The sequence below is a fragment of the Streptomyces caniscabiei genome (assembly GCF_014930365.1).
GTDB lineage: Bacteria > Actinomycetota > Actinomycetes > Streptomycetales > Streptomycetaceae > Streptomyces > Streptomyces caniscabiei.
Genome location: NZ_JABXWI010000026.1, coordinates 57,980 through 84,398, shown reverse-complemented (window position 1 = coordinate 84,398; position 26,419 = coordinate 57,980). Strand labels below are relative to the sequence as shown.

At 72.1% G+C, this 26,419-nt stretch carries 26 protein-coding genes; 17 read left to right on the top strand and 9 right to left on the bottom strand.

The features are described 5' to 3' along the window. Positions 1–150 precede the first annotated feature (150 nt). From HW837_RS42845 to HW837_RS42820, 6 genes are all read left to right on the top strand, one after another. Positions 151–1,119 carry a segregation and condensation protein A gene (locus HW837_RS42845; RefSeq protein WP_045556952.1) on the top strand — a complete coding sequence of 323 codons (969 nt, stop codon included), beginning with the start codon at positions 151–153 and terminating at the stop codon, positions 1,117–1,119. Then, entirely contained in the window at positions 1,116–1,805 is a 690-nt protein-coding gene (gene scpB, locus HW837_RS42840) for an SMC-Scp complex subunit ScpB (protein ID WP_045556953.1), read from the top strand. The genes HW837_RS42845 and scpB overlap by 4 nt, the downstream gene beginning before the upstream one ends. Then, positions 1,805–2,980: a pseudouridine synthase gene (locus HW837_RS42835; protein WP_045556954.1), complete on the top strand. Its 1,176-nt coding sequence runs from the start codon at positions 1,805–1,807 to the stop codon at positions 2,978–2,980. Before scpB ends, HW837_RS42835 begins: the two co-directional genes overlap by 1 nt. Positions 2,981–3,296: 316 nt before the next feature. Further along, positions 3,297–4,022 (top strand): NUDIX hydrolase, encoded by a 726-nt coding sequence (locus HW837_RS42830; protein WP_045557333.1) that lies wholly within the window; start codon positions 3,297–3,299, stop codon positions 4,020–4,022. Beyond that, entirely contained in the window at positions 4,022–5,044 is a 1,023-nt protein-coding gene (locus HW837_RS42825; protein ID WP_193381922.1) for an ADP-ribosylglycohydrolase family protein, read from the top strand. The genes HW837_RS42830 and HW837_RS42825 overlap by 1 nt, the downstream gene beginning before the upstream one ends. 15 nt (positions 5,045–5,059) lie before the next feature. Beyond that, positions 5,060–5,821: a nucleotidyltransferase domain-containing protein gene (locus HW837_RS42820; protein ID WP_045557334.1), complete on the top strand. Its 762-nt coding sequence runs from the start codon at positions 5,060–5,062 to the stop codon at positions 5,819–5,821. On the opposite strand, the gene HW837_RS42815 is transcribed toward HW837_RS42820, so the two are convergent. Continuing rightward, positions 5,738–6,556 carry a nucleotidyltransferase domain-containing protein gene (locus tag HW837_RS42815; RefSeq protein WP_045556956.1) on the bottom strand — a complete coding sequence of 273 codons (819 nt, stop codon included), beginning with the start codon at positions 6,554–6,556 and terminating at the stop codon, positions 5,738–5,740. The genes HW837_RS42820 and HW837_RS42815 overlap by 84 nt on opposite strands. Before the next feature lie 22 nt (positions 6,557–6,578). Beyond that, on the bottom strand, positions 6,579–7,016 hold the full coding sequence (locus tag HW837_RS42810) for a Rieske (2Fe-2S) protein (RefSeq protein ID WP_193381921.1): 438 nt from the start codon (positions 7,014–7,016) through the stop codon (positions 6,579–6,581). 170 nt (positions 7,017–7,186) lie between these two features. Between HW837_RS42810 and aroH the strand changes: the two genes are divergently transcribed. From aroH to der, 5 genes are all read left to right on the top strand, one after another. After that, positions 7,187–7,549: a chorismate mutase gene (gene aroH, locus HW837_RS42805; protein ID WP_045556958.1), complete on the top strand. Its 363-nt coding sequence runs from the start codon at positions 7,187–7,189 to the stop codon at positions 7,547–7,549. Then, positions 7,546–8,631: a prephenate dehydrogenase gene (locus tag HW837_RS42800; RefSeq protein WP_045556959.1), complete on the top strand. Its 1,086-nt coding sequence runs from the start codon at positions 7,546–7,548 to the stop codon at positions 8,629–8,631. The genes aroH and HW837_RS42800 overlap by 4 nt, the downstream gene beginning before the upstream one ends. A 136-nt stretch (positions 8,632–8,767) precedes the next feature. Beyond that, positions 8,768–9,445 (top strand): (d)CMP kinase, encoded by a 678-nt coding sequence (gene cmk, locus HW837_RS42795; RefSeq protein WP_193381920.1) that lies wholly within the window; start codon positions 8,768–8,770, stop codon positions 9,443–9,445. After that, positions 9,403–10,152: a lysophospholipid acyltransferase family protein gene (locus HW837_RS42790; RefSeq protein WP_086784648.1), complete on the top strand. Its 750-nt coding sequence runs from the start codon at positions 9,403–9,405 to the stop codon at positions 10,150–10,152. Before cmk ends, HW837_RS42790 begins: the two co-directional genes overlap by 43 nt. A 108-nt stretch (positions 10,153–10,260) precedes the next feature. Then, entirely contained in the window at positions 10,261–11,721 is a 1,461-nt protein-coding gene (gene der, locus HW837_RS42785) for a ribosome biogenesis GTPase Der (RefSeq protein WP_045556962.1), read from the top strand. An 86-nt stretch (positions 11,722–11,807) separates the two neighbouring features. Here der and HW837_RS42780 read toward each other — a convergent pair whose 3' ends face one another. Both HW837_RS42780 and HW837_RS42775 read right to left on the bottom strand, forming a co-directional pair. Next, entirely contained in the window at positions 11,808–12,176 is a 369-nt protein-coding gene (locus HW837_RS42780; RefSeq protein ID WP_193381919.1) for a hypothetical protein, read from the bottom strand. 226 nt (positions 12,177–12,402) lie between these two features. Then, positions 12,403–13,173: a hypothetical protein gene (locus tag HW837_RS42775; RefSeq protein ID WP_060885271.1), complete on the bottom strand. Its 771-nt coding sequence runs from the start codon at positions 13,171–13,173 to the stop codon at positions 12,403–12,405. Positions 13,174–13,708: 535 nt separating this feature from the next. On the opposite strand from HW837_RS42775, the gene HW837_RS42770 reads away from it, so the two are divergent. After that, the gene (locus tag HW837_RS42770; protein WP_193381918.1) at positions 13,709–14,380 is read left to right on the top strand and encodes a LysM peptidoglycan-binding domain-containing protein; all 672 of its coding nucleotides are present in this window, start codon (positions 13,709–13,711) and stop codon (positions 14,378–14,380) included. A gap of 19 nt (positions 14,381–14,399) precedes the next feature. Here HW837_RS42770 and HW837_RS42765 read toward each other — a convergent pair whose 3' ends face one another. The 3 genes from HW837_RS42765 to HW837_RS42755 are packed head-to-tail and all read right to left on the bottom strand — an operon-like array spanning position 14,400 to position 18,492. Continuing rightward, positions 14,400–15,062 (bottom strand): ATP-binding cassette domain-containing protein, encoded by a 663-nt coding sequence (locus HW837_RS42765; protein ID WP_045556966.1) that lies wholly within the window; start codon positions 15,060–15,062, stop codon positions 14,400–14,402. Next, positions 15,059–17,998, bottom strand: coding sequence for an ABC transporter permease subunit (locus tag HW837_RS42760; RefSeq protein WP_193381917.1), 2,940 nt, complete (start codon positions 17,996–17,998; stop codon positions 15,059–15,061). Before HW837_RS42760 ends, HW837_RS42765 begins: the two co-directional genes overlap by 4 nt. Continuing rightward, on the bottom strand, positions 17,998–18,492 hold the full coding sequence (locus tag HW837_RS42755) for a hypothetical protein (RefSeq protein ID WP_093791907.1): 495 nt from the start codon (positions 18,490–18,492) through the stop codon (positions 17,998–18,000). Before HW837_RS42755 ends, HW837_RS42760 begins: the two co-directional genes overlap by 1 nt. A 133-nt stretch (positions 18,493–18,625) precedes the next feature. On the opposite strand from HW837_RS42755, the gene HW837_RS42750 reads away from it, so the two are divergent. From HW837_RS42750 to HW837_RS42735, 4 genes are all read left to right on the top strand, one after another. Next, positions 18,626–19,204: an MTB12 C-terminal domain-containing protein gene (locus HW837_RS42750; protein ID WP_193381916.1), complete on the top strand. Its 579-nt coding sequence runs from the start codon at positions 18,626–18,628 to the stop codon at positions 19,202–19,204. Next, complete coding sequence (locus tag HW837_RS42745) at positions 19,179–20,471, top strand: ABC transporter substrate-binding protein (protein WP_045556968.1); 1,293 nt, start codon at positions 19,179–19,181, stop codon at positions 20,469–20,471. The genes HW837_RS42750 and HW837_RS42745 overlap by 26 nt, the downstream gene beginning before the upstream one ends. 187 nt (positions 20,472–20,658) lie before the next feature. After that, positions 20,659–21,921: a glycosyltransferase family 4 protein gene (locus HW837_RS42740; protein ID WP_045556969.1), complete on the top strand. Its 1,263-nt coding sequence runs from the start codon at positions 20,659–20,661 to the stop codon at positions 21,919–21,921. After that, complete coding sequence (locus HW837_RS42735) at positions 21,921–22,757, top strand: hypothetical protein (protein WP_107073701.1); 837 nt, start codon at positions 21,921–21,923, stop codon at positions 22,755–22,757. Before HW837_RS42740 ends, HW837_RS42735 begins: the two co-directional genes overlap by 1 nt. A gap of 39 nt (positions 22,758–22,796) precedes the next feature. Here the strand turns inward: HW837_RS42735 and ctaD are convergent, their stop codons facing one another. Further along, positions 22,797–24,527: an aa3-type cytochrome oxidase subunit I gene (gene ctaD / locus HW837_RS42730; RefSeq protein WP_193381915.1), complete on the bottom strand. Its 1,731-nt coding sequence runs from the start codon at positions 24,525–24,527 to the stop codon at positions 22,797–22,799. Between the two features lie 385 nt (positions 24,528–24,912). On the opposite strand from ctaD, the gene HW837_RS42725 reads away from it, so the two are divergent. Continuing rightward, positions 24,913–25,128, top strand: a complete 216-nt coding sequence (locus HW837_RS42725) for an I78 family peptidase inhibitor (RefSeq protein WP_045556971.1) — start codon at positions 24,913–24,915, stop codon at positions 25,126–25,128. Positions 25,129–25,257: 129 nt separating this feature from the next. Here HW837_RS42725 and HW837_RS42720 read toward each other — a convergent pair whose 3' ends face one another. Next, positions 25,258–26,283, bottom strand: a complete 1,026-nt coding sequence (locus tag HW837_RS42720) for a phosphatase PAP2 family protein (protein WP_045556972.1) — start codon at positions 26,281–26,283, stop codon at positions 25,258–25,260. Between the last annotated feature and the right edge of the window lie 136 nt (positions 26,284–26,419).

Sequence of the window (26,419 nt, the reverse complement as noted above, 5' to 3'; positions counted from 1 at the left end):
CAGCCTCCTGGGATCGGACCACGCACGGGATGCGTGTCGCTGCTCCAGGGTCGAGTACGCCGGGGACCAGTTCGCCCAAGACCGTTCGGGGCGCGCGGCTGAGTGAGCTCACTCCTCCTCAGTCCACAGGAACGGTAGCCTGCGGGGGCTATGGCCTCGTCTGATGTTCCCGCCGCCCCCTCCAGCGCAGCCGCCGTTCGTCGGCGTGCGCTGGGGCGGGGGCCGGGCGTGGCCGCATCTGTTACCGAGGGGGCCGAACTCCCCCCTGAGGGACGCGTACCTCCTGTATCAAAGCCGGAGGATACCCCCGACGGTGTCTTCAAGGTCCGGCTCTCCAACTTCGAGGGGCCCTTCGATCTGCTGCTCCAGCTGATCTCGAAGCACAAGATGGACGTCACCGAGGTGGCGCTGTCCAGGGTCACCGACGAGTTCATGGCGCACATCCGGGCCATGGGACCGGACTGGGACCTCGACGAGACGACCGAGTTCCTCGTGGTTGCCGCGACGCTGCTGGATCTGAAGGCCGCGCGGCTGCTGCCCGCCGCCGAGGTCGAGGACGAGGCCGACCTCGCGCTCCTCGAAGCCCGGGACCTGCTGTTCGCCCGGTTGCTCCAGTACCGCGCGTACAAACAGATCGCGGACATCTTCAACCGGCGCCTGGACGAGGAGGCCCGCCGCTACCCCCGGACCGTCGGGCTGGAGCCGCACCACGCCGAGCTGCTGCCCGAGGTGGTCATCAGCATCGGGGCGGAAGGATTCGCCAGGCTCGCCGTGAAGGCGATGCAGCCGAAGCCGAAGCCGCAGGTGTACGTCGACCACATCCACGCGCCCCTGGTGAGTGTGCAGGAGCAGGCCGGGATCGTGGTCGCGCGGCTGCGGGAGCTGGGGGAGGCGTCCTTCCGCGTGCTCGTCGAGGACACCGACGACACCCTCACCGTCGTCGCCCGCTTCCTCGCGCTGCTGGAGCTCTACCGGGAGAAGGCCGTGGCGCTGGACCAGGAGACCGCCCTCGGGGAGCTCCTCGTGCGCTGGACCGGCGGGGACGGGGACGCCGAGCCCGTGGTCACGGACGAGTTCGACCGGCCGCCCGAACCGCCGAAGGAGGAGACGAAGGCATGAGCGAGAAGACGAGGGAGGGGGCGAGGGCGGGGACGGCCGAGGATCCGACCGGGGCGCCCGCGGGGTCGAGCGGCGTCGCCGGTCTCGACCTCAAGCCCGCCCTGGAGGCCGTCCTCATGGTCGTGGACGAACCCGCGACGGCGGACCATCTGAGCAAGATCCTGGAGCGGCCGAAGCGGCAGATCTCCAAGGCGCTGCGGGAGCTGGCCGACGAGTACGCGGCACAGGGGCGCGGCTTCGAGCTGCGGCTGATCGCCGGGGGCTGGCGGTTCTACACCCGGCCCGAGTACGCCGCCGCCGTCGAACGGTTCGTGCTCGACGGGCAGCAGGCCCGGCTGACCCAGGCCGCGCTGGAGACGCTGGCGGTGGTCGCGTACCGGCAGCCGGTGAGCCGCAGCAGGGTCTCGGCCGTACGAGGGGTCAACTGCGACGGAGTGATGCGCACCCTGCTCCAGCGGGGTCTGGTCGAGGAGGCGGGCGCGGAACCCGAAACAGGTGCGATCCTGTACAGGACGACGAACTACTTCCTGGAGCGGATGGGCCTGCGCGGTCTGGACGAACTCCCGGAACTCGCGCCCTTCCTCCCGGAGGCGGAGGCGATCGAGGCCGAGACCCAGGAAGCCGTACCGTCGTTCGATCCGGACGCTCCGGATTCCGAGGACACAGACGACAAGACGGAACTTTGATGCGAAGCAGCAGCGGCAGGAACAGCAGCGGAAACAACGGCGGGAGCCGTGGTGGCAACAGCGGCGGCCGCGGCGGGAGCGGTGGTGGACGCGGCGGGAGCGGGAGCGGCGGCGGCCGTGGCGCGAGCGGTGGGAGCGGCGGCGGCCGGGGCAACTACCGCGGTGCGGGCAACGACCGCGACGACAAGCAGGGCGGCCGGCCGAAGAAGCCCCGCCCCGAGGAGCGCCGTTACGACGTTGGCCCCGGCGGCTCCCCGGACGGTCCCAAGTCCGGGCGCGGCGCCTCGGCGCGCGGCGGGTCCAAGGGCGGTCCGAAGCAGTCCCAGCAGCAGCGCGGGCGGTGGGCCCCGGCGACCTCGCGCGAGTACGACGCGCGGGCCGAGGAGCGCAACCGCGAGCGCTACGCGGGCAAGAAGGACGTCAAGCTGCCCAAGACCTTCCCGGGCGCCGAGCAGGAGGGCGAGCGGCTGCAGAAGATCCTCGCGCGCGCGGGCTACGGCTCCCGGCGGGCCTGCGAGGAGCTGATCGAGCAGGCGCGGGTCGAGGTCAACGGCGAGATCGTGCTGGAGCAGGGCAAGCGGGTCGACCCGGAGAAGGACGAGGTCAGGGTCGACGGCCTGACGGTCGCGACGCAGTCGTACCAGTTCTTCGCGCTGAACAAGCCGGCCGGCGTCGTCTCCACGATGGAGGACAACGAGGGCCGGCAGTGCCTCGGTGACTATGTGACCAACCGCGAGACGCGGCTGTTCCACGTCGGGCGGCTCGACACCGAGACCGAGGGTGTCATCCTGCTCACCAACCACGGTGAGCTGGCGCACCGGCTGACCCACCCCAAGTACGGCGTGAAGAAGGTCTATCTCGCGCACATCGTGGGCCCGATCCCGCGTGACCTGGGCAAGCAGCTCAAGGACGGCATCCAGCTGGAGGACGGGTACGCGCGCGCGGACCACTTCCGGGTCGTCGAGCAGACCGGCAAGAACTACCTCGTCGAGGTGACCCTGCACGAGGGGCGCAAGCACATCGTGCGCCGGATGCTGGCCGAGGCCGGGTTCCCGGTCGACAAGCTGGTGCGCGTCGCCTTCGGGCCGATCACCCTCGGCGACCAGAAGTCGGGCTGGCTGCGCCGCCTGTCGAACACCGAGGTCGGCATGCTGATGCAGGAGGTCGACCTCTAGGGGGTGTTTCGGAAGTCCTGTGGGGTGCCCGCGGCGTCCGGTGCGTGCCGGGCGCCGTGGGTGCTGTGCGGGACTTTCGAAACATCCCCTAGGGCCCGGGTCCGTCAGGACGCCAGGTCCGTGCCGCCTCCGTGCGGCGCGAGCGAGCAGGGGCCGGTCCCGTTTGCCGTCGGGGCCGGCTCTTTGCCGTTCCCGGCGCCGCGCTTGACGACGTTCTTGGCGTTCCTTTCCTCGTAAAGGGCTTGTGGCCCTGGCCCTCGCGGTTTTATAGTCGTGATGACTATTAGTCATGGTGACCATTAAGGGGGCGATGGACATGACCTCACCCGAGGGCTACGACAAGTACGCGTTCGAACCCTTCGCCGTCACCGTCGACCTGGCCGTCTTCACCGTCCGCGCGGGCACCCTCCAGGTGCTGCTCGTCGAGCGCGGCCAGGAGCCGTACGCGGGCCGTTGGGCGTTGCCCGGCGGGTTCGTGCTGCCGGACGAGTCCGCGGAGGAGGCCGCCTGGCGGGAACTCGCGGAGGAGACCGGCCTCAAGGACGACTCCGGACTCCACCTGGAACAGCTGCGGACCTACAGCGAACCCGGCAGAGACCCCCGGATGCGGATCGTCACCGTCGCGTTCGCCGCGCTGCTGCCGGACCCGCCCGTCCCGCACGGCGGAGGCGACGCAGCGCAGGCCCAGTGGCTGCGCTTCAACGCCATCGGGCCGCTCGCCTTCGACCACGACCGCATCCTCGCCGACGCCCACGAACGCGTCGGCGCCAAGCTCGAATACACCTGTCTCGCCACCTCCTTCTGCCCGCCCGAGTTCACCCTCGGCGAGCTCCAGCAGGTCTACGAGACCGTGTGGGGCACTCCGCTCGACCGGCCCAACTTCCGGCGCAAGGTGCTGGCCACGCCGGGCTTCGTCGAACAGGTGCCCGGTGCCGCCCGCCTGACCGGCGGCCGCGGCAAGCCCGCCGCGCTGTACCGCGCGGGTGGGGCCACCGCCCTGCACCCGCCGCTGCTGCGACCCACCACAGAAGGACGGCCCTGATGACCATGTCGCTCCGTACGAAGCGCTCCGCCACCGGCTCACTGATCGGACTCGCCCTCGGCGACGCCCTCGGCTTCCCGACGGAGTTCAGCGACGTCGCCTCGATCCTCGCCAAGTGCGGCCCCTGGCGGAAGATGGGGTTGCCGAAGCCCGCGATCGTCACCGACGACACCCAGATGACGCTGGCGCTGGGGCACGGGCTGCGGGCCGCCATGGACCGGGGGTCGCTCAGCCCCGAGGCCCTGGTGGGGGCCGTCCGCAAGGAGTTCGTGGAGTGGTCCCGCTCCCCGGAGAACAACCGCGCCCCCGGCCACACCTGCCTGGTCGCCTGCGACCTCCTCGCGGTCGAGCGCCACCCCTGGCAGTACGCCAGCCAGATCCACTCCAAGGGCTGCGGCGCCAACATGCGGGTCGCGCCGCTCGGCCTGATCGGCCCGCTGAGCGAGGAACAGCGCGCGGGCGCCGCCCAGTTGCAGGCCGCCCTCACCCACGGCCACCCCACCGCCCTCGCCGCATCCGACCTCACCGCCCACGCGATACGGCTGCTCGCCCAGGGCGCCGAACCGATGGGTCTGGTCGGCCTGCTGCGCTCGTACGCGTACGAGAACCGCTCCCGGTACCACGCGCGCTGGCTCGGCGATCTGTGGACCTACAGCCAGGACCCCTCGCCCGAGCACTACATCGCCCGGGGCTGGGACGAGTGCCTGGAGGCCCTGGACCGGGTGCAGAGCGCCCTGCGGCTCCCCTCGCCCGAGACGGACCCCTGCCTGGCCACGGGAGAGGGCTGGATCGCCGAGGAGGCCCTCGCCACCGGGCTGCTGTGCTTCCTGCTCTTCGTCGACGAGCCCGTCACCGCGCTGCGCCGCGCCGCCTGCACCTCGGGCGACTCCGACTCCATCGCCTGCCTCACGGGTGCCTTCGCGGGCGCCTACCACGGGCCGGACGCCTGGCCCGCCGAGTGGGCCGACCGGATCGAGTACCAGGGCGACCTCGTCTCGCTGGGAGCCCTCTGGGACGCTTGAGGGATGACCGACGCCCTGACCGACGCCCTCGACATCGACCTGGCACCGGTGGTCGCCGAACAGCCCGACCCCCTGCTGTTCGCGACCGTCTCCGGCGCCCACCTGTACGGCTTCCCGTCGCGCGACTCCGACGTGGACCTGCGCGGAGTGCACGTGCTGCCCGCGGCCGAACTGGTCGGGCTGCGCGAGCCGGAGGAGACCCGGTCGAGGATGTGGGACCGGGACGGCGTCGAGATGGACCTCGTCACGCACGACCTGCGCAAGTTCGCCCGGCTGATGCTGCGCCGCAACGGCTATGTGCTGGAGCAGCTGCTCTCGCCGCTCGTCGTGCACACCGGTGAGGCGCACCGCGAACTGGTCGCGCTCGCTCCCGGGGTCCTCACGCGCCACCACGCCCACCACTACCGGGGGTTCGGTGTCACCCAGTGGCGGCTCTTCGAGAAGACCGGTGAACTCAAGCCGCTGCTCTACACGTTCCGCGTGCTGCTCACCGGTATCCACCTCATGCGCAGCGGCGAGGTGCAGGCCCATCTGCCCACGCTGGTGCCGCAGGTGGACGAGGCGCCCGGGTATCTGCCGGACCTCGTCGCGGCGAAGGCGGCCCTGGAGCACGGCAAGGCCGAGGTCGACCAGGAGCGCGTCGCGCGGGACGTGGAGCGGCTCCAGGAGGTGCTGGAGCGGGAGCAGGCGCTGTCAGCGCTCCCGGAGAACCCCTCCGCGTACGACGCCCTGCACGACTTCGTCGTCCGGGTCCGCCTCGACGGCGCGAAGGTCTGAGCCGGCCCCGCGATCCGACGGTGCCGCGAGGTCCTGGTGGGCGCGCAGGGCCGACGTGTGCCGGGTGCGGACGAGGAAGTCCTCGACCCGGGCCCGGTCCGGCTCCGGCGGCAGCGGGCTGCGGTGCGCCGCCTCCTCGGCCTCCGTCGCCAGCCGGGCCATCCACGACTCGACCCGGGCCCACGCCACCTCGCCGCGCTTCACCGCCAGCAGGGGCTCGCGCTGGTCGCCCACGTCGACGGTGAGCGCGCCCGTGCGCAGCAGATCGCGGCAGCTCATCAGGAGGCGCAGGAGATGCATGGCGTGCTTCCAGCGCGGGGCGCCGTGCGTACGGACGTCCGCGTCGAGCTTCTTGCGCTGGCCGAGGGCGTAGCGCGCGAACGTCTCGTGGGCCTGCCGGGAGAGGAACGCCCCGCGCAGCGCGAGCAGTTCCCGGCCGGTGGCGTCGACGTGCTCCACCGAGGGGGAGTGCAGGCACTCCAGGATGTTCGGGTTGGCGCGCAGGGCCAGATTGCAGAAGCGCTCCAGCTCCCAGCTGAACTGTTCCTCCGCCGGGCCCTCCACATGGGTCGGCGGCTTCTCGAAGCGCCAGAACAGCTCGGTGGGGGCCAGGAAGACGCCGCGCCGGTCCGTGTCGCTGTCGTCCGTCGCCAGACCGAAGGCCCGCGACCCCATCACACAGGAGTAGATCGTGTGGTCGCGGACCAGCGTGTGATGGGGGTGCGGGGGCTGCATGCCCGGGAGCGTACGTGGTGCCTCAGGCCAGCCGAATCGAATTTCCCGCGACCTCGATCTTCTCCGCGGGCAGTGGCTGGGTGGCCGGGCCGCGCACCACCGCGCCGTCGGTGATCGTGAACCGGCTGCCGTGGCAGGCACAGTCGATCGTCTCGTCCGAGACGCTGCTGACGATGCAGCCCTGGTGGGTGCAGACCGCCGAGAAGGCCTTGAAGTCGCCCTCCTGCGGCTGCGTCACGACGACCTTCCGCTCCTCGAAGATCTTGCCGCCGCCCACCGGGATGTCGGCCGTCGAGGCCAGCTCCTCACCGGCGCCGCCCGTGCCGGCGTCCCCGGGCGAGGTCTGTTCCTGGGAGTCGCCGCCATCGCCGCCATTGCCCCCGCCGCACCCCACCAGCAGCGCCGCCGTGCCCGCCGCGCCGGTCGTGAGCACCGTGCGCCGCGTCGAACCCATCGTCATGTCGTCACTCCGAACGTGCGGAAGAACCCAACTCAGGAGAGAGTGCCACAAAACGCGCGATCCGTACGTCACGGGCGTCTCGGCAGGCGGGCGCCGCGTACCGGCCCGGGGCGGGCTGACTAGGCTGGTCGTGCAACGAGTCGGCGGGTGAATCAGCGAGGAGCAGAGTCGTGGCGGTACGAGCGGTCCGGGGCGCCGTCCAACTCGAACGGGACGAGGCGGGGCACATGGACGAGCAGGTGGGCGAACTGCTCACCGCGGTCCTGGAACGCAACGGGCTCGGTCCGGACGACCTGATCAGCATCTGGTTCACGGCCACCCCCGACCTGCACAGCGACTTCCCGGCCGCCGCGGCCCGCAAGCTCGGCATCGTGGACGTCCCCCTGATCTGTGCGCAGGAGCTGGACATCGAGGGCGCCATGCCCCGGGTCGTACGGATCCTCGCGCACATCGAGTCCGACCTGCCGCGCTCCGAGATCGCCCACGTGTACCTGGGTGCCGCGGCCGCGCTCCGCAAGGACATCGCCCAGTGAGAACCGCACTCGTCATCGGCACCGGGCTGATCGGCACCTCCGCCGCCCTCGCTCTCGCGCAGCGCGGGGTGATCGTCCACCTCACCGACCACGACCCCGAGCAGGCCCGTACGGCGGCCGCGCTCGGCGCCGGCACCGACGAGGCGCCCGAGGGCCCGGTGGACCTCGCGATCGTCGCCGCCCCGCCCGCGCATGTGGCCGCGACCCTCGCCGACGCCATGGGCCGGGGACTCGCGCGCGGCTACCTCGACGTGGCGTCCGTGAAGGGCGGCCCGCGCCGGGAGCTGGAGGCGCTGGGCCTCGACCTCTCCTCCTACATCGGCACCCACCCCATGTCGGGGCGCGAGAAGTCGGGGCCGCTGGCCGCCACGGGCGACCTCTTCGAGGGCCGCCCCTGGGTGCTCACCCCGACCCGGGACACCGACACCGAGGTCCTCAACCTCGCCCTGGAGCTGGTCTCTCACTGCCGGGCCGTCCCGGTGGTCATGGACGCCGACGCCCACGACCGGGCCGTCGCCCTGGTCTCGCACATGCCGCACCTCGTCTCCAGCCTGGTCGCCGCGCGGCTGGAGCACGCCGAGGAGTCGGCCGTACGGCTGTGCGGGCAGGGCATCCGGGACGTGACCCGGATCGCGGCCTCCGATCCCGGCATGTGGATCGACATCCTCTCCGCCAACCCCGGCCCGGTCGCCGACCTCCTCGCCGACGTCTCCGCCGACCTCGACGAGACCGTCCAGGCCCTGCGCGCCCTCCAGGCCTCCGACGAGGCCAAGCGCCGCGAGGGCGTCACCGGTATCGAGGACGTCCTGCGCCGCGGCAACGCCGGCCAGATCCGCGTTCCCGGCAAGCACGGGTCCGCGCCGCGGAGCTACGAGGTGGTGGCGGTGCTGATCGACGACCAGCCGGGCCAGCTGGCCCGCATCTTCGCCGACGCGGGCGCCGCCGGCGTCAACATCGAGGACGTCCGCATCGAACACGCGACCGGGCAGCAGGCGGGCCTGGTGCAGCTGATGGTGGAGCCGAAGGCCGCGGTGGTGCTCACGGGGGCACTGCGGGAGCGGGGCTGGGCGATCCGGCAGTAGGAGGCAGGGGCCCCGCACGAGCGGGGCCGGGGGCGTGCGTCCGGGCAGGGCCGGACGGGGTACGCACAGCCAGTACCCTTGTCCGGGGCCTCTTCCGTCCCGCCCCACCATCTCGGACCAGGAAAGGTGCTCCCCAGTGGAACGCGCCACAGTGATCGTTGCCATCGACGGCCCCTCCGGCACGGGCAAGTCGAGCACCTCGAAGGCCGTGGCCGCGCAGCTCGGGCTGAGCTACCTGGACACCGGCGCCCAGTACCGGGCGATCACCTGGTGGATGGTCAACAACGGCATCGACATAGAGGACCCCTCGGCGATCGCCGCCGTGGCGGGCAAGCCGGAGATCGTCTCGGGCACCGACCCGTCCGGGCCGACCATCACCGTCGACGGCACGGACGTCGCCAGCCCGATCCGCACCCAGGAGGTCACCTCCAAGGTCAGCGCCGTGAGCGCCGTCCCCGAGGTGCGGGCCCGGATCACCGAGCTGCAGCGCTCCATCGCCTCGGGCGCCGAGAACGGCATCGTCGTCGAGGGCCGGGACATCGGCACGACCGTCCTGCCGGACGCCGACCTGAAGATCTTCCTCACCGCCTCCCCGGAGGCCCGCGCCGCCCGCCGCAGCGGCGAGGTGAAGGGCTCCGACGTGCAGGCGACCCGCGAGGCGCTGCTCAAGCGGGACGCGGCCGACTCCAGCCGCAAGACCTCCCCGCTCGCCAAGGCGGACGACGCGGTCGAGGTGGACACCTCCGACCTCACCCTCCAGCAGGTCATCGAGTGCGTCGTCACCCTCGTCGAGGAGAAGCGGGCGGGGAAGTGAGCGAGGCAGCGGCGGACCGGCCGACCTCCACCGGGACGGCACCGACCGGGACGACCTCGGTCGAGGCCCCTTCGGAGCTCGGCGCCGAGGTGGGCCGGCGTATCGGCGTCGGTCTGATGTACGGGCTGTGGAAGCCGCGCGTGCTGGGCGCCTGGCGGGTCCCCACGACCGGCCCGGTGATCCTCGCCGCCAACCACTCCCACCTCGTCGACGGCCCGATGGTCATCGGTGTGGCGCCCCGGCCCTCGCACTTCCTGGTCAAGAAGGAGGCGTTCGTCGGTCCGCTCGGCCCCTTCATGCGCGCCGTCGGCCATGTGCAGGTGGACCGTTCCACCGCCGACCGCACCGCCATCACCCAGGCCCTCGCCGTCCTGGCCAACGGCGGAGTGCTGGGCATCTTCCCGGAGGGCACCCGGGGCGAGGGCGACTTCGCCTCGCTGCGCGCCGGGCTCTCCTACTTCGCCGTGCGCAGCGGAGCACCGATCGTCCCGGTCGCCGTACTGGGAAGCACCGACCGGCGCGGACGGTTGATCAAGGGGCTGCCCCCGCTGCGCTCGCGCGTCGACGTCGTCTTCGGCGACCCGTTCGAGGCGGGCGACGGCACCGGCCGGCGGACCCGCAAGGCACTCGACGAGGCGACCGTGCGCATCCAGAAGCAGCTCGGCGCCCACCTGGAGAACGCCCGGCGGCTCACCGGCCGCCGGTAAAACGCCGGGCGTCCGATCGGGCGCTGGGCGACACTGAGTAGTGGATCAGCCGGTCGACAGGCCGGGTGCCCCACCGATCACCACGATGAACTACGAGGTACGGACTTCATGAACGACCAGTTTCCCTCCGAGCACGAGCACGGAGAGCTTGGCGACGCCGAGTACGCGGAGTTCATGGAGCTCGCCGCGGAAGAGGGCTTCGACGTCGAGGACGTCGAGGGCGCGATCGAGGAGGCGGGCCACGGCCCGCTGCCCGTCCTCGCCGTCGTAGGCCGCCCGAACGTGGGCAAGTCGACTCTGGTGAACCGCATCATCGGCCGCCGCGAGGCGGTCGTCGAGGACAAGCCCGGCGTCACCCGTGACCGCGTCACCTACGAGGCCGAGTGGGCGGGCCGCCGCTTCAAGGTCGTCGACACCGGTGGCTGGGAGCAGGACGTCCTCGGCATCGACGCCTCCGTCGCCGCCCAGGCCGAGTACGCCATCGAGGCCGCCGACGCCGTCGTGTTCGTCGTCGACGCCAAGGTCGGCGTCACCGACACCGACGAGGCCGTCGTACGACTGCTCCGCAAGGCCAACAAGCCCGTGGTGCTGTGCGCCAACAAGGTCGACGGCCCCAGCGGCGAGGCCGACGCGACCGCGCTGTGGTCCCTCGGCATCGGCGAGCCGCACCCGGTCTCCTCGCTGCACGGCCGTGGCACCGGCGACATGCTGGACGCCGTCCTGGAGGCACTGCCGGAGGCGCCCGAGCAGAGCTTCGGCACGGCCGTCGGCGGCCCGCGCCGCATCGCCCTGATCGGCCGCCCGAACGTCGGCAAGTCCTCCCTCCTGAACAAGGTGGCGAACGAGGAGCGCGTCGTCGTCAACGAGATCGCGGGCACCACCCGTGACCCGGTCGACGAGCTGATCGAACTCGGCGGCGTCGTCTGGAAGTTCGTCGACACGGCCGGCATCCGCAAGCGCGTCCACCTCCAGCAGGGCGCCGACTACTACGCCTCGCTGCGCACCGCGGCCGCCGTGGAGAAGGCGGAGGTGGCGGTCATCCTCATCGACGCCTCCGAGTCCATCTCCGTGCAGGACCAGCGCATCGTGACGATGGCCGTCGAGGCGGGCCGCGCGATGGTCATCGCCTACAACAAGTGGGACACCCTCGACGAGGAGCGCCGCTACTACCTGGAGCGGGAGATCGAGACCGAGTTCGGTCAGGTCGCCTGGGCGCCCCGGGTCAATGTCTCGGCCCGCACCGGCCGGCACATGGAGAAGCTGGTCCCCGCGATCGAGACGGCCCTGGCCGGCTGGGAGACCCGTGTCCCGACGGGCCGGCTGAACGCCTTCCTCGGCGAACTGGTCGCCGCCCACCCGCACCCGATCCGGGGCGGCAAGCAGCCCCGCATCCTCTTCGGCACCCAGGCCGGCACCAAGCCCCCGCGCTTCGTCCTCTTCGCCTCCGGCTTCATCGAGGCGGGCTACCGCCGCTTCATCGAGCGCCGGCTGCGCGAGGAGTTCGGCTTCGAGGGCACCCCGATCCACATCTCGGTGCGGGTGCGCGAGAAGCGCGGCAGGAAGAAGTAGGCACGAGCGACACGAGGAGGCGGCCACCCGGACTTCGGGGTGGCCGCCTCCTCGTGTGCTGCGCTCCGCTTCAAGACCTCCGCGCTTCAAAGACCTCGGCGCGGACCCGGGGGCAGCGGGGACGGGATGTGGTGCATCCCCGTGTGCCCGGTGGGGATCCGCCCCACCGGCTGCCACACGGCCGTCGTCGAGGTCGTGTGACCGGGCTGGGTCTCGCGCTGGGTGGCGAGATGTCCCGCCGCGTGCCGGGCGCCGTACGAGCCGGAGGTGTACGACCCGGTGGCGCGCTGTCCGCCGGAGCCGTGCGCCAGGCTTCCGAAACCCGTGAAGCCCAGCTCCTCCTCCCCGTGCCGGTCGCCCGGCAGGGTCCGGTAGGTCCTGACCCACTCCGCGTAGAGCGAGTCGTAGATGGGCGTGGCCGAGGACCCGCCCGACGGATCCTGAGTCGGCCGCATGGACGGGATCGACTGATAGGACTGGCGGCGAGGAACGTCGTATGCGTGCACGTCTGTGCCAACGACCTCACGACGGAAGGGATGCGCTCCCTCAACCATTCAGCCTCCGGCCCGGGAAGCGCCCTGAAGGGGCGCGGGGAACCGCGCGAGAAGCCCCGCACGACTCGCGGCCGACTGACCAGCCGCATTGCTACGGCGGGTCGTCACGGCTCGCCGAGCGGAGCGATCAGGTCCCGGCCAGCGGCAGCGTCGCCGCCACCAACTTCCCGTTCGCCGCCGCCTTGTCGAGCGCGTCCCGCAGCAGGTCCTCCCGCGGCTGCCGCCCGATCGACCCCACGGGTGCCGCGAACATCAGCACCTGCTGGTGCTTGTTGGCGGCGGCCCGCCACGCGTCGGCGACCTGGAGCGCCTGATGCGCCTGCCACCACGCGACGGGCGAACCACCGGAGGTGCCCGGCTGCAGGATGGCGTGCAGCTGCCCCATGGCGAGCAGCACGGACCAGCCGTGCAGCACGGGGGGCACGGAGTCGATCTGGGGGAGCGGCATGAAGCCCTGCTCGATGAGCAGCGGCAGGAAGTCGTCGCCCGCGCCGGTCGTGCCCGGGCGCGCGATGGGGGCGGTCGGCTCGACGACCAGCGCCGGGTGCAACTCGCCGCTGAGCAGGATCAGTCCGCTGGTGACACCGAGCACGGCCTGCTCGGGCGCGGCCTGGGCCTGGTTGTCCCCGGCGATGGAACGGGCGGCGCCCTGCAACTGCTCCTCGGTGACCTGGACGACCTGGGAGGGCAGACAGGTGGCGTGGGCGAAGGCGAGCACGGCTGTCTCGTCGCCGACGAAGAGGACGGTGCTGGTGCGCTCCTGCTCGGAGTCGCCGGGGGTGCGGCACGACGTGCAGTCGTAGCCGCCGGGGGCGTTCTCTCCGGCGAGCAGCCGGTCGGCTTCTTCGTCGCCGATCTCGGCGCGTACCTCGTCGCTGACCTCGAGCATGCGCGGCACGGGTGGCTCCTCGGGATGCGGTGCGTGGCGGTGCCGGGTGGCGCCCGGCCCATGAGCGCGGAGGTTCCGGCTCATGCAGAAGACAACGGGCGATCTGTGGCCGGAGTCACGCCCGAGGACGAACGGAATCGAACCAACCGCAGCGCAGGGTGAATCCCAGGGCGGAATCGGTTACTCCGCGCCAACTTCCCGAGCGTCCGGCGAAGTTGATCCGGTGAAGTGGGTCACAGGCCGCCGAGGTCACCGGCCGACATATCAGGAAATCAGGGAATGAAATGGGTGGCCGGAATTGGTTGCTACTCCGGGTAACGGTGAACTGGCCTCGCACGACGAGCCCTTGCTTGCTGACAACCCGTCAACCTCCCTACATTCCCGGCCGTGTGCAACGAGCACCGCTCGGGTACGTCCGCCGGCCGCGCAGAGCCAGACAGCGCGCAGCACCACCTCCGGCGGACGGGGCGGAGCGCGACACCCGCGTCCGTGCGCGGGAAGCGCCCCGCTCGGGGGGACCCCGGGTCCGTGGAGAGGGATCTTCATGTCCGAATGTGCTGAATACGCCGATACCACGCGCGGCAGCGCCCGGAAGACGCGTACGACGCGTACGACGGCGGTTCTCGCCGGGGCGGCGCTGCTCGCCCCGCTCGGGCTCCTGGCCGTCACCGGCAGCGCCTCGGCGGCCGACAGCGGAGTGTGGGACCGCATCGCCAAGTGCGAGAGCGGCGGCGACTGGCACATCAACACCGGCAACGGCTACTACGGCGGCCTGCAGTTCGCCGCCTCCACCTGGCGTGCCTACGGCGGCACCGCCTACGCGGCCACCGCCGACAAGGCCTCCAAGGCCCAGCAGATCGCGATCGCCACCAAGGTCCAGCGCGCCCAGGGCTGGGGAGCGTGGCCCGTCTGTTCCGGACGTGCCGGGGCGTCCGGCGGCGCGCCCGCCGCGCCCTCCACCGGCACCACCGGCTCGGCCACCTCCACCGGGGCCGGGAAGTCCGTCAAGTCGGCGCCCCCGAAGGCACCGTCGCGCTCCACCGGCCACCCGGACCGCAGCGCTTCGCGCGGCGACTACACCGTGCGGCAGGGCGACTCCCTGAGCGGTATCGCCGTCCGGCACGGCACCACCTGGCGGCAGGTCTACGCCGCCAACAAGGACGTGATCGGCGGCGACCCGAATCTGATCGTCCCGGGGCAGCGGCTCGACCTCTGACCTCCGGGCCCCGACCCGATCAGCCCTGTCCGCCGGACGGTCGGGCGAGTTCGGTCGCCTCCCCGCCGAACGCCAGTGCCCCGCGCCGGAGTTCGTACGCGAGGACGCCCGGTACCTCGCTCACCGCCGGCGGCAGGCGCTGCTCGGCGAGGACCACACAGGCGTCGAGGCCGCTCAGCAGCTCGTACGTACGGGCCGCGACCGCGGGCGACATGCCCTGGGTGGGTTCGTCGACGAGCACCACGCGCGCCCGGTCCGACAGGGCCCGGCAGAGGGCGAGCATGCGCTGCTCGCCGCCGGAGAGGGTGCCCGCTCGGCGGGGGAGCAGGGGTTCGAGCGCCGGATAGGCGTCCAGGGCGCGGGAGAGTGCGGCCCCGGCGAGTTCGAGGTTCTCGCGCACGGTGAGCGCGCCGAAGACGGCCCGTCGTTCCGGTACGAGGACCAGGCCCCGCCGCGCGCGCTCGTACGCGGGTGTCCCCGTGATGTCGGCCCCGTCCCACACCACGGCACCCCCGAAGAGGGCGACCGTGCCGGCGAGGGCCCGCAGCGCGGTCGTACGACCGGAGCCGTTGCGGCCCAGCAGCACGGTGAGACCGGGGCCCGGGGCGGCGAGGGTGAGGCCGTGCAGGGCCTCCAGGGGGCCGTAGCGGACGCGGGCGCGGCGGAGGGAGATGACGGTCATCGTCCGGCCTCCGGGGCGAGCACGTGGCCGGCCGGGCCGGAGGTGACGATGCGGCCCGCCGCCATGACATGGACGACGTCCGCGAGCTCCGCGACGAGGTCGAGGTCGTGCTCGACGACGAGCAGGGCCGTGCCGTCGTCGGCGAGGGCGCGCAGGACGCGGGCCAGGGCGGCCACCTCGGGCGAGTCGAGGCCGGCGGCCGGCTCGTCGAGCAGCAGCACGCGGGGGCTGCCGGCGAGCGCCCGCGCCAGCTCGACCCTCCGCAGGGTCCCGGTCGGCAGCCCGGCCGCCGGTGCCGTGCTCACCGCCCCGTCCAGCCCGAACAGCCGCAACGCCCGCTCCGCGGCCCCGGGATCGGCGATCCGCCCCTGCTCGGCGCCGACCCGTACGTTGTCCGCCACGCTCAACGACGGGAAGACGGCCAGCTGCTGGAACGTCCGCCCGACGCCGAGCCGGGTACGGGCGTGCGCGGGCAGTCGGGTGATGTCCCGCTCGCCGAGCCGCACGCTTCCGCTGTCCGGCCGCAGCGTTCCGGCGAGACAGTGGAAGAGGGTGCTCTTCCCGGCACCGTTGGGCCCGACGACCGCGCTGACCCGCCCCGGGAGGACATCGAGGTCGACACCGTCGAGGGCGGCGAACCCGCCGTAGCGGAGCTGGAGGCCGCGGGCCCGGAGGGAGGGGGCGGGGCGAGGAGTGGAGGCGCCGGCGCGGCTATCGGGCGGGCGGCTGGTGCTGACGTCTGTGCGGGTGTCCCTGGTGCCGGTGGCGCTGACGGTGTCGGCCGAGGCGTCGGCCACGGCTTCGTCGGCGGTGGTGCGGGCATCGGTGTCGGCGGGAGGCGCGGGGGGCCGTTGGGCGTCGGCGTCGGGCCCGAGTGGCTGGTGCGGGGCCCTGGACGGCTCCCCGCCGCGCCACGCGGCTCGTGCCCCACCGGGTGGGCTCGCCCCCTGTCGTCCCCGCGCCCTCTCGCGCGTGCCCGTGCCGGCTCCGGCGGCCCCGCTGCCCGACGTCGCGTGCCTGCCCGTCCCGACTCCCGCGGCGCCCGTCCTCACCGGCCCCCTCCGCCCCATCTCGGCCGGCGCGCCCGACCGCACCCGTCGCCGAGCGCGCACCCCCGCCGGGGTCAGCTCCCCACGAACCCCCGGTCGCAGTCGGGCGAATCCCCTCCGCACCGCCTCGTACGGGCCGCCGGGGAGGCGGCCGATCAGGACGGCCAGGGCGCCGACGACCGCGGTGGCCACGCCGCCCTCGGTGCCCGCGTCCAGGCCCACCAGCAGGGCGGCCGCCGCGAGGGCGCCGAGGGAGCTGTCCGCGCCGAGGACGACGACCGCGGCGAACCACAGGAGGCTGCGGACGGGGTCGTAGGCGGCCGGGTCGAAGGCGCGCACACCCATCGCGAGCATGCCGCCGCCGAGTGCGGCGAGGGCCGCGCCCGCGACGAACGCCGCGAGTTTCAGCGACGGGACGCGCACGCCCGCCGCCGATGCCCCCGGCTCGTGGTCGCGCACGGCGGCGAGCGCCCTGCCCGTGCGGCCCCGGCGCAGGGCGTGGGTGGCCACGAGCGCCAGGCAGAGCAGGGCCAACTCCAGGACGTAGTACGCGCGGTCGCCCTCGAAGCCCGGGGGACGGGAGAGGTCGAGGCCCGAGGTCGCGTACGGCTGGGCGAAGACGAAGCGGCTCACGCCGACCCCCACGGCGAACGTGGCCAGCGCCAGCGCCAGGCCGTGGCGGCTGATCGCGGGCCAGCCGGTGAGCAGGCCGAGCGGGGCCACCAGGAGCACGGCGACCAGCAGGGCGGCCGGTGAGGGAAGGCCGGGGAGGAACGGGAACCGCCCGGCTGTCAGGAGGGCCGTGAACAGGGCGCCCAGGCCCGCGTAGGCAGCCTGGCCCAGGGAGATCTGCCCGCCTCGGCCCGTCACCACCACCAGGGAGAGCAGGACCACCCCCAGGGCCGGCACCTGGACGGCCGTGTGCAGGTCCTGGCCCGCGAAGCCCAGCGGGATCAGGAACAGCAGCAGGGCCACGATCCATGCGCCGACGGGCGTGCGGACCCGCGCGGTCGCCGTGCGGGGCGGCGCGTCGCGGTCGCCCACACCCGGCAGGACCAGGGCCGCCACGAGGAGGGCGACCACGAAGAGGTTGGCGCCCACGGCCCGCAGCAGCGGCTCCGCCCAGCCCGCCGGATGGAACCGGGTCAGCTGGCTCTGCGCGACCGCGACACCGAGCGCGACCAGCACGGCCACCGGAAGGTTCCGCATCCGGGCGGCGACCGCCACGGCCACCACCTCCATCACCAGCAGCGGCATGCCGTACGGGTCGAGGCGTACGTACGGGGCCAGCAGGACCCCCGTCAGACCCGCGGTGAAGGAGCCGAACGCCCAGCCCGCGGCGGCGACCCGGTCCGCGTCGATGCCGCCGAGCACGGCGAGGGAGCGGTCGTCGACGACGGCGCGCAGCTCCCGGCCGAGGCGCGTCCAGCGGGTGACCGCGCCGACGGCCGCCGCGACGGCGAGGGCCACCGCGAGCTGGCCCCACGGATCGGCGGCGAGCAGGGTCGGGGCGTCGTCCCGCGCGCCCTGCCCCCACAGCAGCGCGGTCCCGCCGACGAGGAGGACGAAGACGCCGATGGAGGCGACGAGGGACTGCGCCGGGTCACCGCCGAGCACGGCGAGCGGGCGGAAGACGAACCGTTCCAGGATCAGGCCGATCGAGGGCGCCACGATCAGCAGGGTCACCACCGCGCCCGGCCAGAGGGGCCATCCCCACTCCACGGTGAACTGGCGCAGCAGATACGCGCACACCACGGCGATCGCCCCGTGCGCGAAGTTGAGCACGCCGGTCGCCCGGTAGGTCACGATCAGGCCGATCCCGGTGAGGGCCGCCGCGCTGCCGACCGACAGCCCGGCCAGCGTGAGGTCGTATGTCAGCGACGCCATCAGCCCTCCGCGGAGTCGCCCCGGGAGGGTGCCTCGCAGATCGGGCACGGTCGCAGCGCGCCACTCGTCAGCACGCGGGAGTCCGCCGGCACCGCTTCCGCCTTCCCCGCCACCAGCGGGCAGTCGGCGCGGTGCCAGAGGGTGCCGCCGGGCACCATCAGCAGGGTGCCGCTGGTGGCGAGGGGGCCGGCCGGTGCCTGCGGGGAGGCGTCGTCGTCGGGTTCCGCGGCGACCAGGAGGCCGTACAACTCCTCGACCCGTGAGGCGGCCAGGGCGTTCCGGCCGTGGGCGAGGAGGACCGCGCCCGCGACGATCAGCGCGGCGCCAGGGACTGTGCAGGAGGCCAGATAGGGGAGCTGACGTGCGGCGAAGCGCTCGCCGGAGACGCCGTACCAGCCGACGACGCACAGCACCGCGCCGCCGGCGAGCGCGGCCCAGCCCGCCCAGCCGGACCAGAGGACGGGGTGCGCGGTGCGCGGTCGGGCTGTCCGCATCCGGGGCATCCGGGACTCCCCACACGTCGTGTGTCTGTCCATCACAGCCGATGGCTTGCACTATGCCTTCTGCAAGCTGACCCTGAAAGAACCGGGCGCATGCCGCCCGGACCGACACCCGGTGGTGAGCCAGATGGTTCTCGGGAGCGACCTCAGGCGGGCGAACGGACGCGGGTCCGGGGCGGCGGGACGGGGAACGGCCCTGGCGGCCGCCCTGATCCTGCTCCTCGCCCCGGCCCTCGCGGCGTGCAGCGACGACAGCGGTGGCGGCGGCGACAGCCCTCCGCCCACCCCCTCCGTGGAGCGGACGACGAGCGAACCCGCCGAGGAGACCGTGTCCGCGAGCGCGCCCGCGGACACGGCGGCGGCCGAGCAGGAGATCAAGAAGAACTGGAAGGCGTTCTTCGACCCGGCCACCTCCACGAAGGAGAAACAGGCCGTGCTGGAGAACGGCGACGAGATGGGCCCCGTCCTCGCGGCGTTCAGCGGTGACGAGCGCGGCGGGCAGGTCGAGGCGGAGGTCCGGAAGATCGAGTTCACCTCGGCGACCGGCGCCGACGTCACCTACACCCTGCTGCTGGAGGGCGCCACGGCACTGCCCGACGCGGCGGGCACGGCCGTCGAGCAGGACGGCACCTGGAAGGTGTCCGTCAAGACCCTGTGCGGGCTGGTCGCGCTGAGCGGCAATGCGACACCGGGCCCGGGCTGCTGAGACGGCCGCCGCGGGCCTGCTGCTCCTGCTGGCCACGGCCTGCGGCAGCCGGCTCCCGGAGAGCGACTTCGAGCGGGGGAGCGCCCCGCCCGCCCCGTCGAGCCGGGCGCCGCTGCGCGTCGGGATCATCACCAGCGTCACCAGCCCCGTCGGCGGCACGGCGTTCACCGGACCGCGCGACGGCGCGAAGGCCTACTTCGCCGCGCTCAACGCGCGCGGCGGCGTCGACGGCCGTCGCGTCGAGGTGCGGGAGTGCGACGACGGGGGCAGCGGTGTCGGCAACAACGAGTGCGTGCACCGGCTGGTCGAGGAGGACGGAGTGGTGGCGCTGGTCGCCACCACCGCCCTGGACTACGCGGGCGCCGCGCGGGTCGCACGCGCGCGCGTGCCCGACATCGGGGGCCAGCCCATCGGGCCCGCGTACGACACGTACCCGTATCTGTACAGCGTCTACGGCAGCCTCGCCCCCCGGCACGGCACGACCGGTTGGGACGGCAAGCAGTACGGCGGCACCGAGGTCTACCGCTATTTCGAGCGCGAGCACGGCGCCCGCACCGCCGCCGTGGTCTCGTACAACCAGTCGGCGTCCGCCGCGTACGCCCGCCTGGTGGTGCGGGGGCTGCGGGCCGAGGGATACGAAGTGGTCACCGAGCAGGTCGACTTCGCGCTGCCCAACTTCCGCGCGGCCGCCGCCGACATCAAGGAGCAGGGCGCCGACCTGGTCTTCGACGCCATCGACGGCCACGGCAACGCCCGGCTCTGCCAGGCGCTGGACGACGTGGGTGCCGACATCACCGCCAAGGTCACCAACGTGCAGAACTGGACCTCCACGGTCGCCGAGGAGTACGCGGACGCCCCGCGCTGCCGCAACGCCCTGTGGGCCACCGGCTCCAGCCGCAATCACGCGGACGTCGGCGACCCGGCCGTGCGGGAGTTCCGGGACGCGACGAAGGGCCTGAAGACGCACTCCCAGTGGCAGTTGGAGGGCTGGGCGGCCGCGATGTGGTTCACGGACGCGGCGCGCTCGTGCGCCGGAAACACGGAGGGCGTCACACGCGCCTGCGTCGACCGTTTCATGAACCGCGACGAGCCCTACAGCGCCGACGGACTGCTCCTCCCCGTTCGCTTCGAGCGGCTCGCCGAGCCCCCGACGACGCGCCGGACCTGCGTGTCCGTGGCCCGTTGGCGGGACGGGAAGGGGTGGGTCAGCCAGGGCGACATGAACGCCACCTGCTTCGACGTTCCGCAACTGTCCTACAGCCCCTGATGCGTTTCGAGGCGAACAGGTTGCCTCGTCCGGCTATCGATCACGCAACCGTTCGCAAACAAGTTGATGATGATGTCCAACCATTCCCGGGGGCACCCGGTCTAACCGTATGGCGCTGGACCAGCAGCGCCATTGACGGTTGATCACATTGACGGTGATCAGTGAAAACAGGGGGCTCGGGGGACGCATGCACATTTCTTTCCTCATACACAACGCGTACGGGATCGGGGGAACGATCCGCACGACGTACAACCTGGCGAACACCCTGGCCGAACAGCACGACGTGGAGATCGTCTCCGTCTTCCGCCACCGTGACGAGCCGGTCTTCGACGTCGACCCGAGGGTCCGGCTGCGCGGCCTCGTCGACATCCGGGAGGGCGGCGCCGACAAGGGCCACGCCGATCTGGAGCGGCCCGCCAAGGTCTTCCCGCGCGCGGAGGGCCGCTACGGGCAGTACAGCGTCATGACCGACCGGCGCATCGCCGAGCACCTCGCCTCGGTCGACGCCGACGTCCTGGTCGGCACCCGGCCCGGACTCAACGTGCACATGGCCCGCCAGACCCGCCGCGGCCCGATCCGCGTCGGCCAGGAACACCTCACGCTCGACAGCCACTCCGCCGCCCTGCGCGCCACGCTGCGCGGCGTCTACCCGAGGCTCGACGCCCTCACCACGACCACCGAGGCCGACGCGCGCGCGTACGGCTCGAAGATGCGGTTGCCCGGCGTCCGCCTCCAGGCCGTGCCCAACCCGGTGCCCGCACCCACCGTCGACCCGGCGGACGGCACCGGCAAGTGGGTCGTCGCCGCCGGGCGCCTCGCGCCCGTCAAGCGGTACGACCTGCTCATCAAGGCCTTCGACAAGGTGCGCGAGGAGCGGCCCGACTGGCGCCTCAGGATCTACGGCGGCGGCAAGCAGAAGGACAAACTCCGCGCCCTCGTCGACAGGTTGGGCCTCTACAACCACGTCTATCTGATGGGTCCCGCCAACCCCATCGAGCCCGAGTGGGCCAAGGGGTCCCTCGCCGCCGTCACCTCCAGCCTGGAGTCGTTCGGCATGACGATCGTCGAGGCCATGCGCTGTGGCCTCCCCGTGGTCTCCACCAACTGCCCGCACGGTCCCGGCGAGATCATCGACGACGGCGTCGACGGCCGCCTGGTCAAGGTCGGCAGCGTCAAAGCCATCGCCGACGGTCTGCTGGAACTCATCAACGACGACGACCGGCGCCGACAGATGGCGCAGGCCGCGCTCAAGGACTCCGAGCGCTTCGACCCGTCCCGCATCGCCGAGCGTTACGAGACGCTCTTCGGCGACCTCGTCGCCCGCGGCGGCACCTCCTCGGTGGGCCGGATGCGCGGTTCGCTGCACCGTACCCGGGGCGCGCTGCTCGGCAGCGCGTACGCCGTTCGGGATGCCGGACGTTCCGTTCTCAAGAAGGGGCGCACCGCATGATGACGCTGGCTCCCCAGCAGTCCACGCACCGCGACGACCAGGAGGACAGGGCCACGACCCCCCGCGCCGACTGCGTCGCCGACTTCGCGGGCGGCCTGACCTTCCAGGTCCCCGACCGCGGCGAGACCGGCCCGGCCCATCTGCTGCTCGTCCTCCGCGACGGCGAGGGGGAGGTGCGCCTGCCGCTCACCCCGGCCGGTGACGGTGTGCTGAGGGCCGCGCTGCCGAGCAGCGCGGACGTCCCCGAGGGCTTCTGGGACGTCTACCTCCAGACGGCCGAGGACGAGCCGCGCCGCCTGTCCCCGGGCGTCAACGACCTGCGCTCCCTCGTCGACCGCGCCCCCGCCGCCTCGTCCGAGCGGATCGCCGTCCGCATCCCGTACGGCACCAAGCACGGCAACCTCACCATCCGCAGCTGGGAGCGCTCCCCGCACGCCGAGGCCGGTGAACTGCACATCGGCGAGGGCCGGCTGGAGGTGACCGCCCGGCTGTACGGCGCCGAGCCCACGACCGGGGCGTACGCCGAACTCACCGACCAGAACGGGGTGCTGACCGCCGTACGGACCGACCTCACGGCGCACGGCGACACGGGCGAGGTCCGCTTCACCGTGGCCTACGGCGCACTGCGGCCCGGCCACTGGGACCTGTGGCTGCGGCCCGGGGGCGAGGACGGACCGAAGGTGCGGGTCGCCCGGCTGCTCGACGACGTCGTCGACAAGCACCCGGTCTTCGTCTACCCCAGGTCCCGCGCCGAGTCGGCGCACGGCCCGGTGGAGGGCGAGCCGTACTACACGGCCCACAACGACCTCTCCGTCACGGTCGTCGCCGTCGACTGAACCGGACACCCTCGGCGGGCGCCCCGGAGTCCGGGACCATCAGGATCCTTCGGGGCCGCCTGTCGGCCGTTCCTGACCGAACCGGGGGTGCGGTGTCCGCTCCTGGCCCCTGCGCGTCTGCGGCGGGGTGATCGCCGCGAACCTCGGATGGTGCAGGTCGAAGGCGGGGGCCTCCGAGTGCACCCGGGGCAGCGTCACGAAGTTGTGGCGTGGCGGCGGACACGAGGTCGCCCACTCCAGCGACCGGCCGAAGCCCCACGGGTCGTCGACGTCGACCCGCACGCCGTACCGGGAGGTCTTCCAGACGTTGTAGAGGAACGGCAGCGTGGACAGGCCCAGCAGGAAGGAGCCGATCGTCGAGACCGTGTTGAGGGCCGTGAAACCGTCGGCGGCCAGATAGTCCGCGTACCGCCGGGGCATGCCCTCGGCGCCCAGCCAGTGCTGCACCAGGAACGTGGTGTGGAAGCCGACGAAGAGCGTCCAGAACTGGATCTTGCCGAGCCGTTCGTCGAGCATCTTCCCGGTGAACTTGGGCCACCAGAAGAAGAACCCCGCGAAGGTGGCGAAGACGACCGTGCCGAAGACGACGTAGTGGAAGTGGGCGACCACGAAGTAGGAGTCGGTGACGTGGAAGTCCATCGGCGGCGAGGCCAGGATGACCCCGGTGAGCCCGCCGAAGAGGAACGACACCAGGAAGCCGGTCGCCCACAGCATCGGTGTCTCGAACGACAGCGAGCCCTTCAGCATCGTCCCCGTCCAGTTGAAGAACTTCACCCCGGTCGGCACGGCGATCAGGAAGCTCATGAACGAGAAGAACGGCAGCAGCACCGCGCCCGTCGCGAACATGTGGTGCGCCCACACCACGATCGACAGCCCGGTGATCGCCATCGTGGCCCCGACCAGCGTCAGATAGCCGAAGATCGGCTTGCGGCTGAAGACGGGGATGATCTCCGTGATGATCCCGAAGAAGGGCAGGGCGATGATGTAGACCTCCGGGTGCCCGAAGAACCAGAACAGGTGCTGCCACAGCAGCGCGCCGCCGTTGGCCGCGTCGAAGACCTGTGAGCCGAAGCGCCGGTCCGCCTCCAGGACCAGCAGCGCCGCGGCGAGCACCGGGAACGCCATCAGGATCAGGATCGACGTGAACAGCGTGTTCCAGGTGAAGATCGGCATCCGGAACATCGTCATACCGGGGCCGCGCATCCCGATGATCGTGGTCAGGAAGTTCACCGCGCCGAGGATCGTGCCGAACCCGGACAGCGCCAGCCCCATGATCCACATGTCGGCCCCGATCCCCGGCGACCGTTCCGCGTTGTTCAGCGGCGCGTAGGCGAACCACCCGAAGTCGGCGGGCCCCGAGGGCACCAGCAGCGAGCCCAGCACGATCAGCCCGCCGAACAGGAACAGCCAGTACGACAGCATGTTCAGCCGGGGGAAGGCGACATCGGGCGCGCCGATCTGCAGCGGCATGATCTCGTTGGCGAACCCGGCGAAGGTCGGTGTCGCGAAGAGCAGCAGCATGATCGTGCCGTGCAGGGTGAACAACTGGTTGAACTGCTCGTGGTCCACGATCTGGGTGCCCGGCCGGGCCAGCTCGGCGCGCATCACCAGCGCCATCAGGCCGGCGGCCAGGAAGAACAGGAAGGACGTGACCAGATACAGATGGCCGATCTTCTTGTGGTCGGTCGTGGTCAGCCAGTCGACCACCAGCCGCCCGGGTGTCCTCGCCCCCGCGGGCCGGGTCGGCGCCTGTACGGTCTCGGTCCCCATCGCTCGCCCCTTCGCTGCCGCGTCCTGGGCCCGTGATGCACGCACGCCATGATGCGCGTGCCCCGGTCCGCTCCGACAGGGGGCGTACGGGGGAAGTGTGGGGGAACCGTGTATTTCCCATGAGCTGGGGACTTCCGGGAACCGTCCGGGAATCGGTGGGAAAAGGCTGGACATGCACCGGACACACACGGCCCCGGACATGCTTTCCGACGGGCTATTCGTGATGGTGTCGAAGCGGTCGGGAATTACGTTCGGCAGCACGCGGAAGGCGTAAGGAACCGCTCGTACGTGTGACTGCGTTGGGCCGAAACGGGTGTCGTGGTTCTGTGACAGAAGCGTGACTGCGGGGCGACAGCGGGGCCCCCGGCCGCCTACCGTGGCGGTCATGGCACCCTTTCCCACCCCTTCCGAAGAGCCCCGGGACGACCCCGACGCCTACGTCGGTCTGGAGGCGCCGCAGGCCGAGCGTCGCGCCGCCGAACGCGGCTGGTCCACTGTCAGAAAGCTGCCGCCGGGCGCGATCATCACCATGGAGTACCGCTTCGGCCGGCTGAATCTGGAGGTCGAGGACGGCCGGGTGAGGCGCGCCTGGAAGGGCTGAGAACCGAACGCCGTCGGTCCATGACGGGCGAAGGCCCGGCTCCCTCGGGAGCCGGGCCTTCGCCGTGCGGGGCATGGGCTGTGCGTACCGGGCCCCGCTGTCTCGTGTCAGCCGCCGGCCGGTCGGATGTCAGCCGCCCGCGACCGGTCGTGCGGAGGGCGCGTTACGGGCCACCCGGTCGGCGTGGGGCGGCCTACGGGTGCCGAGCGGCGTCACCGGGGTCCGCTCCGACCTGGTCAGATGCGGGCCGGGGGACAGATGCAGCGGCACGATCGGGGGGTGGGTGGCGCGGGCCGCGATGCCGGTCTCCCGGGCGCTCGCGGGCTCCTCGGCGGGTGTCCGCAGCGGGGCCGTGCCCACGGCGGGCGCCGGCGCGGACACCGGGACGGGCGCCGTACGACGGTCGCGCCAGGCGTCCCGTACGGAGAAGAGCCAGACCTCCGCGCGGGCGATCATCGGCTCGAACCAGGGCAGCGCCAGCATGATCAGCAGACCGGCGGCCCAGCCCAGCAGGACGTCGCTCAACCAGTGCGTGCCCAGATAGACCGTGGTGAGGCCGACGCCGAGCGAGATCACGGCGGACAGCGCGGACAGCCAGCGCCTGGCCCTCGGCGTCGACGCCAGATAGGCCAGGATCCCCCAGGTCACCACGGCGTTGGCGGTGTGTCCCGAAGGAAATATGTCGCCGCCCAGCCACATCTCGTTGGAGCCGATCTCGGTGGCGTAGTGCGGACCGAGCCGGCCCATGCCGAGCTTCGCGGCGCCGACGGTGATGTTCAGCAGCAGCAGCGAGACGCCGAGCGCGAGCATCGGCCGCAGCGTGTGCTGTCTCCAGGAGCGCCAGCCCAGCCAGGCGGCGACCATCACGGCGGTGGGGCCGCGCTGGCCGAGGACGACGTAGTAGTCCAGGAAGGCGTGGATCTGCTGCCACTGCTGGTACGGCCGGAAGAACATGATCTGCCAGTCGAGCCGGACCAGCCAGGACGTGATGACGACGGCCCACACGATGGCGACGTAGAAGGCCAGGGTGGAGGCGAACAGCACCACCCGGTGGCGGGTCATCACCGGTACATCGATGTGGGCCGGCCGTTCCGGCTCACGGTCCAGCCTGGAGAAGACCCGGTCCAGACGGGTCGGCTTTAGTTCGGTACGCACTCAATCGACGTTACAGCGAGTGAGCTCGTACGCGGCGTGAATCACCGGCTTTGTGATGACGCCGTGATGTGGGATTCCTCTCAGAATGATGTTTATTTCTGCTGAATGACGAATCGTTGCGCCACTCGGCCTTCAA